General features: G+C 68.5%; 12 protein-coding genes and 2 pseudogenes. 4 read left to right on the top strand and 10 right to left on the bottom strand.

Annotated elements, in window-relative coordinates; all coding sequences use genetic code 11:
- Positions 1 to 77 precede the first annotated feature (77 nt).
- The 3 genes from AB0389_RS25675 to AB0389_RS25665 are packed head-to-tail and all read right to left on the bottom strand — an operon-like array spanning position 78 to position 4,026.
- Positions 78 to 2,285 carry a hypothetical protein gene (locus AB0389_RS25675; RefSeq protein WP_366397837.1) on the bottom strand — a complete coding sequence of 736 codons (2,208 nt, stop codon included), beginning with the start codon at positions 2,283 to 2,285 and terminating at the stop codon, positions 78 to 80.
- Complete coding sequence (locus AB0389_RS25670) at positions 2,285 to 3,151, bottom strand: hypothetical protein (protein ID WP_366397836.1); 867 nt, start codon at positions 3,149 to 3,151, stop codon at positions 2,285 to 2,287. The genes AB0389_RS25675 and AB0389_RS25670 overlap by 1 nt, the downstream gene beginning before the upstream one ends.
- Positions 3,152 to 3,156: 5 nt before the next feature.
- The gene (locus AB0389_RS25665) at positions 3,157 to 4,026 is read right to left on the bottom strand and encodes a vWA domain-containing protein (RefSeq protein ID WP_366397835.1); all 870 of its coding nucleotides are present in this window, start codon (positions 4,024 to 4,026) and stop codon (positions 3,157 to 3,159) included.
- 728 nt (positions 4,027 to 4,754) lie between these two features.
- Here AB0389_RS25665 and AB0389_RS25660 point away from each other — a divergent pair.
- From AB0389_RS25660 to AB0389_RS25645, 4 genes are all read left to right on the top strand, one after another.
- Entirely contained in the window at positions 4,755 to 5,513 is a 759-nt protein-coding gene (locus tag AB0389_RS25660) for an SDR family oxidoreductase (RefSeq protein WP_366397908.1), read from the top strand.
- A 240-nt stretch (positions 5,514 to 5,753) separates the two neighbouring features.
- Positions 5,754 to 5,981, top strand: coding sequence for a hypothetical protein (locus AB0389_RS25655; RefSeq protein WP_366397834.1), 228 nt, complete (start codon positions 5,754 to 5,756; stop codon positions 5,979 to 5,981).
- A gap of 42 nt (positions 5,982 to 6,023) precedes the next feature.
- On the top strand, positions 6,024 to 6,260 hold the full coding sequence (locus AB0389_RS25650; protein WP_366397833.1) for a hypothetical protein: 237 nt from the start codon (positions 6,024 to 6,026) through the stop codon (positions 6,258 to 6,260).
- A gap of 15 nt (positions 6,261 to 6,275) precedes the next feature.
- Positions 6,276 to 7,805: an LD-carboxypeptidase gene (locus AB0389_RS25645; protein WP_366397832.1), complete on the top strand. Its 1,530-nt coding sequence runs from the start codon at positions 6,276 to 6,278 to the stop codon at positions 7,803 to 7,805.
- Positions 7,806 to 8,107: 302 nt separating this feature from the next.
- On the opposite strand, the gene AB0389_RS25640 is transcribed toward AB0389_RS25645, so the two are convergent.
- From AB0389_RS25640 to AB0389_RS25610, 7 genes and pseudogenes are all read right to left on the bottom strand, one after another.
- Positions 8,108 to 8,560, bottom strand: coding sequence for a hypothetical protein (locus AB0389_RS25640; protein ID WP_366397831.1), 453 nt, complete (start codon positions 8,558 to 8,560; stop codon positions 8,108 to 8,110).
- A 24-nt stretch (positions 8,561 to 8,584) separates the two neighbouring features.
- Positions 8,585 to 9,175, bottom strand: coding sequence for a hypothetical protein (locus AB0389_RS25635; protein WP_366397830.1), 591 nt, complete (start codon positions 9,173 to 9,175; stop codon positions 8,585 to 8,587).
- A gap of 307 nt (positions 9,176 to 9,482) precedes the next feature.
- Positions 9,483 to 10,364 (bottom strand): hypothetical protein, encoded by an 882-nt coding sequence (locus tag AB0389_RS25630; RefSeq protein WP_366397829.1) that lies wholly within the window; start codon positions 10,362 to 10,364, stop codon positions 9,483 to 9,485.
- Between the two features lie 61 nt (positions 10,365 to 10,425).
- Positions 10,426 to 10,488, bottom strand: a pseudogene (locus AB0389_RS25625) (hypothetical protein); the annotation flags it as partial.
- A gap of 200 nt (positions 10,489 to 10,688) precedes the next feature.
- Positions 10,689 to 10,844: pseudogene (locus tag AB0389_RS25620) on the bottom strand (DUF6368 family protein); the annotation flags it as partial.
- A 367-nt stretch (positions 10,845 to 11,211) separates the two neighbouring features.
- Positions 11,212 to 11,850 carry a hypothetical protein gene (locus AB0389_RS25615; RefSeq protein ID WP_366397828.1) on the bottom strand — a complete coding sequence of 213 codons (639 nt, stop codon included), beginning with the start codon at positions 11,848 to 11,850 and terminating at the stop codon, positions 11,212 to 11,214.
- 486 nt (positions 11,851 to 12,336) lie between these two features.
- Entirely contained in the window at positions 12,337 to 13,317 is a 981-nt protein-coding gene (locus AB0389_RS25610) for a winged helix-turn-helix domain-containing protein (protein ID WP_366397827.1), read from the bottom strand.
- Positions 13,318 to 13,512 lie beyond the last annotated feature (195 nt).

The following is a 13,512-nucleotide window of genomic DNA, read 5'->3' as shown; positions in this document are numbered from 1 at the left end:
CCGTCCATGCGCGCCCGCGGAACGCTCGCCCTACCGGAGAGCTGCTGACCTACCGGCGGTGACCTACCGGAGGGCGGTCAGTGGCCCGTGGCGATGAAGCGGAGGTAGCGGCGCAGGCCGAAGGTGCGACGGTGGGCCGCGCGGGCGACGGTGAGCTGGGTGGCGAGCCTGGTGTGTGTGTCGGTGGCGTCGGAGAGTTGGGCCTGACGCTGGAACAGCGCAGCGCGCTGGCGCTGTGTGGCTGTCTGGTGCTGTTGTTTCTCCTTGTTGGTCTGTTTCAGACGGATGGTGACGCGCTGCTGCGCTTCGTCGCGCTTGCGCCGGGCCGCGCTCTCGGCTTGCGTGATCTCCGTTTCGTACTGCTTCTTCCGGGCAGCGAACTGCCGGTGTATCGCGGTACGTTCCTGGTCGCCCAGCCGTGTGGGGGCCGACTTGCGGGCCCGTTGTTCCAGCGAGGCCCGCCAGCTTTCGAGCGTGGCGGCCCGGACTTCAGCGACGCCCGGGATCTTGACCTGCTGGCCGTTGGCACGGATGAGGTACGCGTCGCGGTTGGCGTACCGGGCACCCTGCACGTACCGGACACCGGTGAAGTCGGCGGCTGTGCGGATGCCGGCGGCGATCAGGGTCGTCACCGTCCCGCTGCCCATGTTGGAGAGCTTCTTGACGTCCTGGATGGGGGCACGGCGGAGTCTGTCCTGGACGTGTGTTTTGACGGACGAGGCCAGCGCGTCGGCCAGTTGCTTCTGCTCCTTGGCGGCCAGTCCGCTCAGCTTGGTCCGGAGGCTGCTGGTCTCCTTGTTCAGCGTGATGGTGATCCGTGACTGTTCGTCGCGCAGTTCGGTCTGAAGATCCTTGATCTGCTGGTTGATCCGGGTGTCCCGGCTCGCGCCGGCCGCGGTCAGGGCTTCGATCTCCTGGCGGATTTTCTGTGCCTCGGCCATCGTGCCCTGTAGGGCGTCCATCTGCTGCTGAAGGTCCCGCATCTCGGCTTTCGAGGCTCTGACCCCGGGGTGGGAACGCCGGGTGGATCGGAGGGCGCCGCCGGAGAGGAGCAGAGCTCCCAGCTGGGCGCCGGCCATGTAGCCGGTCGGCAGCATGCTGATGGCGGTCAGCACGGTCGGTGCGGCTGCTCCGGACAGAGCGAAGACGCCGGAGAGGATGTCCGCGGCACGCCTGCCCGTAAATCCGGTACCGGGCGTAAATCCGGTAGCGGCAGGAGCGGTCGTACTGCTTGCCGCGGGCGGGCTCTGGGGCTGGGGCATGTGATCGGTCAGCCAGGAGGGTGTTCCGCCCTGCCGGGCCGCTGCGGGGGCCGGAGTCCGGGCAGGGGGCTGCGTCGGGGCTGCCGCGGCCGTGGACAGCGGGGGAACCGCGCCGGCCGTCGCGGTGAGATGCCCGTGCGTCTGAGCGGCCAGCACCCGAAGGTCCGGGTCCGTATGGGTCAGCAGCAGGCTCCAGGAGAGTGAGGACCGCGGTTCCTTGAAGTCGTCCTCTTTGAGGATCAGGAACTCGCCTTGATTGTCGTGCAGTTGGTCCCAGATCGCGGGATCGGTGGCGACCGCGCGGAGGCTGAGGTAGATGACCCAGGCCGAGAAGCGGTCCATCGCGGGGCCGAAGTCCGAGCCTGTGCGGGCCGGGGACTGGTAGTTGCGGTGGCCGTTCTCCGTGGCGCCCTGCCCCTTGAGCGCGGGCACGAACATCCCGTCGTAGTCGACGAGGCGGAGTGTGCCGTCGGCGGCGACCAGTACGTTGCCGTGCTGAAGGTCTCCGTGGGCGAGGCCGAGCTTCTCCAGATCGGCGACCAGCGCCGCGAACCGCTCCGCCGTCGTCAGCACCGCCGCCGCGTCCCGGACATTCCGGTCGATCCATGTGATCAGGCCGGTGCCCTCCACCCAGGCCATCTTCAGAGCCGGGTACCAGTGGCCCGTGACGAGGACGCCCCTCGGCAGATACTCGACGCCGACCGGCCACGGCTGGGACAGTTCGGCGGGCCTGAGGCCGGCGAGCTGCCCGCTGATGGCCCGGTAGCGGGTCTCCAGCGTGCTGCTGTCGCGGGTGAAGCACTTCAGCGCGTACCGCTGCCCGCTCGGAGCGGTGACGGAGAAGACGCTCGCGAAGTTTCCGGAGATCGCCTTCGGTCCGAGCACGGGGCTCTGCTGGACCGTTCCGTGCTTGAGGTCCGGGTCCTCGAAACACAGCGTGGGGTTCTGGAGGGCTTCCACGTAGCTCGCGCCGGTCGGGAACTTCTGTCCGGCGGCAGGTCCGCCGGTGCGGGAAACCGCCATTACCCCTCCGTCCTCACCCACATGCGAATGAGGGCCACGTCGTCGTTGCGCATCCGGGACCTGTCACGTTCGTTCCGGACCCAGTCGGCAAAGGTTTCCTGGCCGAGTTCGGCAAGCCTGCCGAGCTGTTTGCCGGGTCCGCCCGAATCGATGTCCGGGTGCGAGAGCAACCACGCGGCCAGGGCGTCGGTTGCCAGCAGCAGCTCGTCGTCCGCGCGCAGTTCACCGGCCGCGGTCGACACGCGGTCGGTGATCAGGGCGGCATCCCGATTGCGGCTTCCGAGCAGCTGCGGGGTGATGCCGAAGCCGTCGCCGTCCGCGATGGGGAACGAGGCGATCAGCCGGCCCTCGCGGAGGTGGAAGAGGCAACTGTCGCCGAGGGCGAAAGCCTGCCAGTTCCAGTGCCGCGCGGCCTCCGGCCCTGCTCCCGGAACCGCGGCTGCCGCCCGGACATGGACCGCCACCAGCGTGGCGAAGGCGCCTTTGTCCAGCCCCGGCTGCTCGTACCAGGTGATGGGCCGGCCGCGGGCCGCACGTTCCGCCTGGTACTGCGTGATGTAGCTGTCCCACTGGTCGACGGTGCGGGCCAGGAGGTCCTCGACAAAGGACTTGGACCGGTTGCCGTCCTCGTAGTTGTCGCAAGGCTCGCGGGCAGCGGCCAGGGAGGCGACGGCGCCCCGTACCAGCTGCTTGGCCCACGCCCCGGCGAGCAGGCTTTCGGACGCTCCGTCGGACACGGCGGCGAAGACGGAGTTTCCGTCGGGTGACGACGAGACGTGCGTGGCGTCCTCGCACTCCTCCGGAGCGCTGCCTGTCTTGGGAACCAGAAAGCACCGGAAGTCGATCGGCGTCGCGTGGGCGCCCATGCCGCTCAGCGCAGTTCCGTGGCGCGCGTACCGATGTCGAGGAATTCGACGAGGGAGGTGATGTCGGCGTTGTAGACGAAACCACGGGTTGCCTCGCTGACCCGGTGGCCCTGAGAGGTGGCGTAGGAGCGCATATGGCTGGGCAGCACGCTCGACATGTGGAAGAGCAGCCGTGAGTAGGCGTCCGGGAGTTCGCCCTCGCTGTCGGGGAAGGTGACGGGAGCTCCGCCGGCCCCGGAGACGTGCAGGTTGAAGAGGAGTACCGACCCGTCGGCGGTGGCGTGCGAGGCGAGCCCGATGGCCGCACTCGTGGGGTCACCGTCGGTGGACTCGCCGTCGGTCAGGTTGAGGACGATGGGCGGGAAACCGCCCGGGTGCGCGTCGATCCAGCGGGAGACCAGGGAGTCGGCGTAACCGAACGCACGGGTCATGGGGGTGCCGCCGCTGGTGACCGGGTCCATCCAGATGGGGAACTGCACCGTCGTCTCGACGAGGCCTCCGGCGCCGTCCGGGACCTTCTTCGTACGGCTCTCCAGGCGGGCGGGGTTGTTCGCGATGTCGCTCAACGGCACGAGGTCGCGCCCGGCGAGCGCCCCGGTGAAGGACGAGCCGACCTGAGTGTGGCCGTATCCGATCACCGCGACGTGGAAATAGTCGCGGACGCCCTCTTCCTTGGCGCACTTGACCGACAGCTCGGTCAGCAGCCGGTTGATGGCGTCGGACACGACCTGGGCCCGCTGCTGGACCAGCTCGCCGCTGCCGATGGGATCGCTCATGGAGGCGGACTGATCGACGAGGAAGATGAAGCAGCCAGGGTTGGTGCGGCTGATTTCGGCGGTGTACGGCATCGCGGCGACCCGGCTCCTCTTGCGCAACGGGGGACCGAACGCCACGGTCACGGGACACGCGCGGAAACCTGACCCCCCAGGGAGACCGATCGTAGCGGTGCTGTGCCGCTCAGTGAGGGGAAATCAGAAAGGGGGAATATTGGTTGCCGTCCGCTCTCTCCCCCGCAGATGGGGTGGAGCCTGTCACTGGCGGACGGCACAGAGCGGGACCGTCGACGTTTCCGGCATTCGGTGTGCCGGGAGCGTCGGCGCAGGGCGGGTTGCTGCCGGGGGCGACGACGCCCGTCTCGTACACGTACATGTATTCGTATACGGCCGTGTGTGCGCGGTCCCGCAGCCCCCCGAGTGTGATCAGTACGCGCGAGATAATGGGCCTTCACGGTCGCCTCGCCGACGAACTGCTGCGCGCTATCTCGGCGTTGCTGTCCCCGCCGGCGGGCAGACGCAGGAAGCCGCTCGCGCCGGCCTGGAGGGCCTGGAACACAGCAGACGGCGCGGAGCAGGACTGAGGAGGCGTCGGCCGTTCCGCACTCACTTGAGGAAATGAGCACGACGCTGAGACAGCAGACAGACCCGCAGGTCACGGCGCCACCGTTTAGCCCGCAGCCTGAGAACCTACAGTGAGCCGCAAACGAAGCAATCCGATCTGGGACAGCCGCGGTCGTAGGAAAAGCGATTGACGCTCCGGCGCCGGTCGTGGACGATTCCGGATCGTGACGACGAGCACCGATCAAGACCAGACCGCCCCCGGCCGGATGCCCGCCGCCCGCCCGATCGCCCTGGTCACCGGCGTGGGCCGCACCGTCGGTATCGGCGCCGGCATCGCCCGCCGGCTGGCAGCGTCGGGCTGGGACATCGCCTTCACTTACTGGACTCCCTACGACGACCGCATGGCCTGGGGCAGGGAGACCGGCGCCACCGAAGTGATCGGCCGAGCCCTGGCCGAACACGGCGCGTCCAGCACGGCGATCGAGGCGGACCTCGCCGACCCGGACGCCCCGGCACGCGTCTTCGACGAGGCCGAACAGCGGCTGGGCACCGTGACCGCGCTGGTGATGTGCCACTGCGAGTCGGTCGACTCCGGCCTGCTCGACACCACCGTCGAGAGTTTCGACCGGCACTTCGCAGTCAACGCACGCGCCACCTGGCTGCTCATCCGCGAGTTCGGCCGCCGCTTCGCAGCCGCCCCGGGAACCGGCCGGGTCATTGGCCTGACCAGCGATCACACCGTCGGCAACCTGCCCTACGGAGCGAGCAAGGGTGCCCTCGACCGCATTACCCTGGCCGCCGCCCGCGAACTCGCCCGCCTCGGCGTGACCGCCAACGTGATCAACCCCGGACCGGTCGACACCGGCTGGATGTCCGAGGAAACCCGGGAGCACTGCGTCCGCAACACCCCGCTCGGCCGTCTGGGCACTCCTCAGGACACCGCCCACCTCGTGGACTTTCTGTGCTCCCGGGAAGGCGACTGGATCAACGGCCAGCTGCTGATGAGCAACGGTGGCTTCGCATAGCCCACCAGGTACTCACGTGCTCGATGCCGCGGCCCGGGGCCGCCCGACGTTTCGCGAGGAAATGACATCTCCGTGAGACGGATGGCAACGGACACCCCGTGAGACACCTGGACAAGCCGCAGGTCACAGTGACGGCCAGGGACACGAAGCGCGAGATCGTACAGCCGGTGTGGGGTGCTCTGGACACGGTCCGCCTCTTCCGGCATGTGGTGGCGGTCCGGGACGCTGTACACCCTCGCGATGACGACCGAGGTGTGTGAGGAGCTGGGGTTGGCGACGCTGTCCCGGGAGGTGACGCCGGGTCTGCGCCCGGTGATGGAGATAGCCGGTGTCGCCTCCGAACTCATCGACTGGTCCTCCACTCGCCGTCAGCGGACCGAGGACATCATGGAGGGCCTCATCTGCGCGTTCGCGCACAAGAACGGGCGGTTGCCCGGCGAACGCGCCTGCCACGGCCTGGCCCGATAGGCGGCGCAGGACACCCGCACCGCGAAGAAGCCCCCGCGCCCGTTGAAGCAACTGCTCGCACGGTGGCGGGCGTCCGCGCTCCTCAGGTTCGGCAAGCGGATGGTCGACGGGCTCCTTCAGCGCTGCCGCGCGGCGGGTGCGGCGATCCGGGCCCGGGTGGATCCGCACGTGGACGCCGTCCTCGCCGCCGTCGACGTCGCCGCGGTCGTCTTTACCGTCCGCAGGAAGTTCGCCCGCCGCCATGTCCTGGCCGAAGCCCGCCGGCAGCTGCTGGAGTGAGCTGCTCTGTGTTTCGTGGAGTCCCTGAAGCCTTGGTTACGGTCCAGGCGTAAGGAGAACCACGAGCTGTGCCGACACCACGTAAATACCCCGATTGAACTCCGCGAGCGCGCGGTCCGCGAGGTCCGCTCGACTGGTTGTCCCGTCGCGCACGTCGCCCGCGACCCCGGCATCCACAAGGAGTCCCTGCGCGGCTGGGTCCACCAGGCCGAGGCGGACGCCGGTGAACGCGACGACCGGCTGACGACTGCCGAGCGCGACGAGCTGAAGGAACTCCGCAAGGAGAACACCGAGTTGAGGCGGGCACCGGTGTCCGCCCCGGCCACAGACCCCTCCGGTTCGCCTTGGCCGCGAGGGCACCGGTTCGCCGACCGGACTCGCGCCCAGCACGCCGCTATCCATGCCCTCTTGAAGGCGGGGCATAGCCGCCGCTCGGTAGCCACGCAGGAGGGGCTGCTGCGTGGTGGATCGGTAAATGAGTGGCCTGTGGTTTACGGGTGTCGACAGACTGCCTCGGTGACTCATACGACACTTCCTCAACTGCTTCGACCTCGCGCCTTAATACCCGGAGACCTTGTGGTCATCGCGGCACTGTCCGGTCCACTCGACGCTGCTTACGAGCCCGACCTCAAGCTGGCGGTGGCGGTGCTTGAGGGGATGGGGTTCCGGGTGCGTCTCGCGCCGCTGCTCGTAGCGGGGCGGCACCGTTGGTGGAGCGCGGCCCGGCCGGACGAGATCGCCAAGGAGCTCAACGGGCTGCTGCGTGATCCTGAGGTGCGCGCGATCGTCGCGCACGACGGTGGTCATACGGTGTATGGGTACCTCGACCTGATCGACTTCGACGCGATCAGGGCCGACCCCAAGCCGATCCTCGCCTACAGCGACATCTCACTGCTGCACTTGGTGCTCTACGCACGCACGGGGCTGGTCGGATTCCATGCCGACTTGGCCACCCGTGGACTCGGCGGGTACTGGAAGGCCGCGCCCGCGGCACGCAGGGCGGAACTTGAAAAGCTCTACTCGACGCTGCTGACCAGCCCGGAGGCGATCGGCCCGCTGCCGACCACCCCGTCGTGGGAGTGCTGGCGTCCCGGTCAGGCCGAAGGCCCGTTGATCGGCGGGGTGATCAACCGAATCGCGCTGGTGCAGGCGACGCCTTTCGCGCTGCCGCTCGAATGCTTCGATGGCGCGGTCCTCTTCTGGGAGGAGACGGGCGGCCTGGCAGCGCATGTGTGGAGCCTTCTACAGATACTGCGGCACGCTGGCATTCTCGATCGGATCTCCGGCATGGTCGTGGGCATCCCGGACGCGATCCACGGGCTCGGGGAGGGCGGCCCCGACGGCGACCCGACCCTGGCCGAGATCGTCCTCGATGTCCTCGGCGACCGTGACATCCCCGTCCTGGGCAACGTCGAGTTCGGACATGCCGGCCCGAATCTGCCGATGCCGACCGGCATCCGCGTCGGCCTCGATGCGGGGCAGCGGACATTGTCGCTACTCGAACCAGCCGTACGGCCGCACACGATGACGGGACCGGTCGGCTGAGGAATACACATCAGTGAGCCGACGCCCGGTGCGGGAGTGAAAGGAGGGGGCGAAGCTCCCTCCCCCCACTCGTATGGGTGTGACCTGCCAGAACCCGACGGATCACTCCGCAGCCCAGCTTCCCTGAACGTCAACACTGCTCCGTGGAGGGAACTTGACGGATCAGCCGAAAGTGATCGGATCATTACTCTGTATGTCCATTCGGTGTCGCGAGGTCGACGCGGCGCTATGGGCGACGGGCGAGGATGCCGTCGATCCAGGTGGCGGCGGTCGGCGCGATGAAGCCGCGGACGGTTTGCAGGTCACGCTCGTCGAAGCCGCGCCGGATGGTGCTGGTCGTGGTGCTGGACCGCCTCCCGGGGGAAGGCGCGGGTCATCCAGTCTTCCGTTGCGCCGACCTGGCGCAGCGTCTTGATCTGCTGGTCGTAGTCGTGTCCTTCGGGGCTGGCGTGGACGCGCAGGTAGAGGGGGTCGTCCCTGCCGGTGGTATGGCCGTCGAAGGAGAAGGCGCAGGTGTGGTTCCACTGGTAGGGGGCGTTCGGTTCGGTGCAGTGGCAGAACCGGTGGGCTGTGTGCACCTGCAGTCCCCATCGGGGGTGGCACAGTCGCTGCAGGAGCTGGTCGTGCCAGAGGGCCCGGGTGTGGGCGGTGTGGGCGTTGATCTTCCAGGTGTCGGCGTCGTCCCAGCACTGGACGCGGTAGAAGGCGGTAACGGTGCGGAAGAGCGCGATGCGCCGGAGCACTACACTGCCCACCGCGGCCCGTCTGGTCCGCGAGCCCTAGAGACTGGGTAGGCGTTGAGGTAGCCGGTTTCCACGGGATCGAGGCGGTGCGGAGTCGTCCACAGCGGTCGCAGGACCGTTGTCGTCGCACCAGTGGCGGTGTCGGCGCTCGATGTCCTCCCAGCCCTCCGGCAGTCCACGGGGCAGAACGAGAACGAGCGTTGCCGTTTGCCCAGGATCTTTCACCATGCACAGGTCAGCCGCCGGCCGCCGGCCGCCGTCCCCGATGCCCCTCACCCGCAGGCCGGGGATGCCGGGCACATCGCTCCCGTTGTCCGGTGCGGGAGCCGCGGGCAGCAGGCGGTACAGGCAGTGTTCGGGGAAGGAATACCGATCCTGGCCCACGTAGGCGTCGAGGTTCAGGGTGAGAGACGTGCTGGTGCTGGTCAGTGAGGCGATGCCGAAGGGGTGCGCGCACAGACCCGGGGAGGTGCCCAATTGCTCGAGAACGAGGCCCTCCAGCTGCATCTGCGCCGGCGAGGCCGCAAGCGCCGGGCGGCTGGTTCGCAGGCCGGCGCGGCGGGAGTTCCCACTGCACTCGGCCCAGTAGCGGAGCTTGCGGGACTCCCCCGAGGAGCGGTCGCTCACGACAGTGCCTTCCTGACGCGCTCCGCCCCGATCCCGGCACGTCAACGAACACTGACGAGCTGTGGTGTGTGATCTCGGGTACAGGCCGGTGCAATGCCACGCTCCTTGCGTTCCGGTACGCCGGATCGGGCGGCGGTCGGAACGTGGCCCGCCTCGGGCCATGCCCGCTGATGATCCAGTACATGAGCGGGCCAGGACGGACGACACAGTCACGGGTTCACCCGGACGGGTCAGCGCCTCAAGCACGGAGGAGGCAGGCGGCAGGAACGATCGGCAGTCTTTCCGGTCAGCCCAGCCGTACGTCCGGTCAGGATGTCTGCGCCCCTGCGGGCGTGGGGTCCAGGGAGTCGAGGAGCTGACCGAAGGTGATCTTCTCTTCGTCGTAGTCGAAGGTCATGGCAGCGGCGATGGCCTCCCACCGCCCCGTGCTGCGCCCGCAGTGGTCCAGCAGAATCTTCAGGGCGACGTCGGGTTCGTGGCGGGCGAGAACCTCCTCGGCGGGGATCTGGCGCAGGTGCTCCAGGGTGCGGTAGCGGGACGTCACGACGGCGCGGTAGACCTCGGAGCGGGAGAGGATCTCGCCGGTGGCGGGGGAGCCGAGCCAGGACTGCAGGACGGCCGCGGGATCGGGGTGTTTGCCGAGTTCGTCGTCGTCCAGCAGCCGCACCACACCTTCGTCCTCGTCTTCGGTTACCGGGACGGCGGCCGCCGCGGCCAGGAACCAGTCGGGCCCGCCGGCCTTCTCCGCGATCCAGGCCAGTTCCGCCGGGTGCAGCCCGTTCAGGACGTCCGCGACCGCGGTGTGCGGGGTGTGTGGGTTGGCGGCGAGGGTGGACAGGGCCTGGACCCGGCGGTGCTCGTAGTGGCGTTCCAGGAGCCGGGCCGGGCGGTCGCGGTCCGGATCGACGTTGTCGAGGACGCGGATCAGGGTCCGGCTCGGCGTGGGAGAGACGACGGCCGGCTGATTGAGCCGGGCGAGGTGGGCGCATGCCCCGGCGAGGTGGTCGGGGTTGGTGCTGAGGAGGGCCAGGTCCTCGGCGAGGTGGAGGGCACGGCTGTCGAACTCGTGGTCGCCTTCCTGCTTGTCGGCCCAGGCGAGCAGCTGGCCGCGGGTGACGAGAGCGTCGGCGGCCGCGTGCAGCTGGTCGGCGGCGAGGCCGGCCAGGCGCGGGTGCTCGACATTGGCCACGCCCCCCGATGACGTCCATGACAGCGGCGGTCAGCAGAGCCGTGGCCACGTGGTCGATCTCGCGATTGCAGCAGGCGCTGACATTGACGGCATGGGTCGGTCTGAAGCCGAGGATGGCCTCCACCTCGGGTTCGTCCGCGTGCTCAGCCTCGAAGGTGCTCTCGTCGCCGACCCCCGGCCCATCAAGTAGACCAGGAAGGGCCGACGCCAGTCCTCGCGCTGCGGATTGAATCCCACCAGGGCTGCGAGCTCCTCGTCCGCGATGGTGTTGCCGAGGAGTGGAAGCGGGAACGGCTTTCGCCAGTCCTTCTCCCGCCTGTCCTCGACGCCCAGTCGCTCTGCGGGCACGTAGATGTCGAAGAATCCGGGTCGCTTTTCGGCGAAGTGGGAGGAGAGCCCCACCATCAACGCGCGGAACTCCCCCAGCGCAGCCAGGGAGAGCGGCTCCGCCAACTCGATCACCAACGTCGGACCAGACATGCTGGGAGCCCAGTTTGATCGGCTCCGCGACCGCTCAAATTCTTCCCACACCGAGCCCAGCCGGTCCGAGCACCGACGCCGGCACCCTGGCGAACCTATGCGGTCAGAGCACTTGCCGGACCCGGGTCGTCTGGCAGTACCAACCCCTCCCGGCGTTGTCGGGGCTGCTTACCGCTCGGCTCGTCATCCCTCGAACCGAACTGCCGCCAGCTTCAACCGGATTGCTACGACAATCCGGCGGTGAAGGTCTCTCACCTCACTCGATTCCATGGCGCCTCGTGGCGCACCCACTCGCTACGACAAGCGCGGTTACGTCTTCCTCGGCACCGCAACAGCGGCAGCCCTCGCAATCTGGCTCCGGTCCTGATCAGGGCCAGTCCTCGGTGATGGGGTACATGTGGGCGCGGGGATCGAGCTCGCCTGTAGAAGGGTCCAGTCCGGCCCGGAGCCGTCGATGTTGCTCTCGCCAGCTGACGAATGTGTCTGTCCGCTTCCAGAGCGACTCATCGCCGAGTGGGCAGACGTCGAACTGGCCCAGCATCATGCGGGTGATGAACTGGACCATGTTGCAGTTGAACAGGGCCCACGGCGACTCGCCCCACGAGTGGTGCCGGCGCCAGGCTATGACAGGCCACTTGTCCGGATCTGGGTCGTTCATGAGCCAAGCCATCTCGTTGGCGTTCATCCCAGAACCCCAGGGCAGGACGGCATCGGCACCCAGCGTCACGTCTGGGATTCCTGCATCGTCCTCCCAGAGTCCGCGCAGGCCGTCCGCCATGCCTCCGATGTGACACACTTCCCATCCGCGCAGGTCACTCGGGAGTGGGGGCAGAATGACGAGCTCTCCGATATCGCCCACGCCGTACGTGTCCAGCAAAGCCTTGTAGTCACTCGGCAGCCTGGTGCCTAACGCGACTTCGGCCGCAGCCCAGTCGATCTGCTCGCCGCCTGCGAAGTCTGCTGGCACGAGATTGAGCAGTACGGCGACGTCGGGATGAATGCCCATGGTGAAGCCCCTTGAGGTCAGTGGTCAGCAACCCTAGTTGTGTGGGCTGACACCGTTGCCCTGGGTAGCCAGGCCCCGCAGGCACCCGCCCACGTGTTCAACATGGGAAGCCAGGACTGTGACCACCGAACACAGCGGGTGTGACCCCAGTAGGACGACCTCAGCAACCTTCCTGGCCAGACCGGGTCTGTCAAACGTTTTACAGTCCCCGATCCGGATGTCGGATCCCGGGGTGTCGGGGTCGACCGGGGGCCGGCGCCGGAGTCTGGACCCGCAGGAGCGTCGTGAGCCGGGGCACCTTCGTGAAGCGGCCCGTGTGGTACGTGCCGGCGACCGCGGCGCCACGCGAGCGGGCGAGCCCGGCTCGGCCGCGCACCGCGGGCAGAGGTGGCGCTCGACGTCGTCCGCGTCGGTGTGAGAGGGGTCGTGAGGGTCCGTCATGACCCCGGATCCTCGGCGCCCCGAAAGCAGTGCTGATCTGATCTCTCAGCGCGTGCCGCCTACCAGTGCTTCGCCGAGTGGGGTGCGGCGGTAGAGCACGGACCGTCCGGACCGGGCGCGGACGAGCAGTCCCGCGCTTCGCAGGATGGCGAGGTGGTCTCCTACCGCGCCGGGTGTCATGGCGAGGCTTCGGGCGAGGTGGCTGGTACTGGCCGGGGCGTCCAGTGCCAACAGCAGCCGGGCTCGGGACCGGCCGACCAGAGCGGTCAGGGCGTCCGGTCGGGGGACGCTCTCCTGTTCGCCCCACAGGGCGGCGGTGCCGCGGGCACGGTAGATCAAGGTCCTGGGCCAGGGGTCTTCCAGGTGGGCGGCGATATTCGCGACGGACACCGAAGGGATCAGCAGGAGCCCGTCGCCGGCGAGGTGGACTGTTCCGACTTGGGGGAAGTGGCCGATCTCGATCCCGCCGGCTTGCCAGGCGATGCTCGGGTGCAGGCTCTCGATGGCCGTGACCCATCCGTGTTCGCCGATCACACCCACCCGGTGCACGACGTCGCGCTCACAGACCGCGCGCAGTTGCGGCCAGTCCGGGGCGAGCAGTTCGTGCCACGCCTGGTCCATCGCCTCGGCGATCCTGGAGACGGCGTCCGTGGAGTCCAGCACCGCGCGTACGCGGGGATCGCGGGCGGACAGGCCGGTCGCGTTGGTGGCGATTTCGTGGCGGGCCGCTTCCAGCGGTGTGGCCCGGATCATGGACAGGTCGTCCACCCAGGTCTGGTTGAGGCCGCGCGGGGGCGGAGCGACGAAGTTCGGTCCGCCTTGCGGGGTGTGCAGGGCGAGGACGGCGTTCAGCTCGCTCTCGCGGCGAAGCCGTTCGAAGGCCGGCAGGAGCCGGGTGGCCCAGGCTCGCGGCAGTGGCCGGTCCTGACCGGCGAGCGAGCGCAGCAGGAAGCAGAGGTCCATCGCGGGGGAGAGTGCGAAGCGGCTGCGCAGCAGGTCATCGACGGAGACTTCGAAGCGCAGCACCGCGCCATGCTACCGAGGGACGGCTGTTCCGCTTCGTCGAGCGACGAATCATTGGTGAGTGGTGTGGGCGTACGGCGAGGCTGGGCGTCATGACCCCAACTAACGCTCGGAGGGGGGCTTGTTGGTGTATCGCGGGCTTGCTGGCCTGGTGTGTTGTGGGTTCGTTGAGAGAGGCCGGGTGCGCGGTTCCAGCGG

Source organism: Streptomyces sp. NPDC093109, from assembly GCF_040701725.1.
Taxonomy (GTDB): domain Bacteria; phylum Actinomycetota; class Actinomycetes; order Streptomycetales; family Streptomycetaceae; genus Streptomyces.
This window is presented reverse-complemented; position numbering and strand designations above follow the sequence as displayed.

Excerpts from the sequence above, each read along its gene's own strand:
- AB0389_RS25660 (WP_366397908.1), top strand. The coding sequence starts at position 4,755 with ATGCCCGCCGCCCGCCCGATCGCCCTGGTCACCGGCGTGGGCCGCACC.
- AB0389_RS25615 (WP_366397828.1), bottom strand. The coding sequence starts at position 11,850 with ATGGGCATTCATCCCGACGTCGCCGTACTGCTCAATCTCGTGCCAGCA.
- AB0389_RS25670 (WP_366397836.1), bottom strand. The coding sequence starts at position 3,151 with ATGGGCGCCCACGCGACGCCGATCGACTTCCGGTGCTTTCTGGTTCCC.
- AB0389_RS25655 (WP_366397834.1), top strand. The coding sequence starts at position 5,754 with ATGACGACCGAGGTGTGTGAGGAGCTGGGGTTGGCGACGCTGTCCCGG.
- AB0389_RS25675 (WP_366397837.1), bottom strand. The coding sequence starts at position 2,285 with ATGGCGGTTTCCCGCACCGGCGGACCTGCCGCCGGACAGAAGTTCCCG.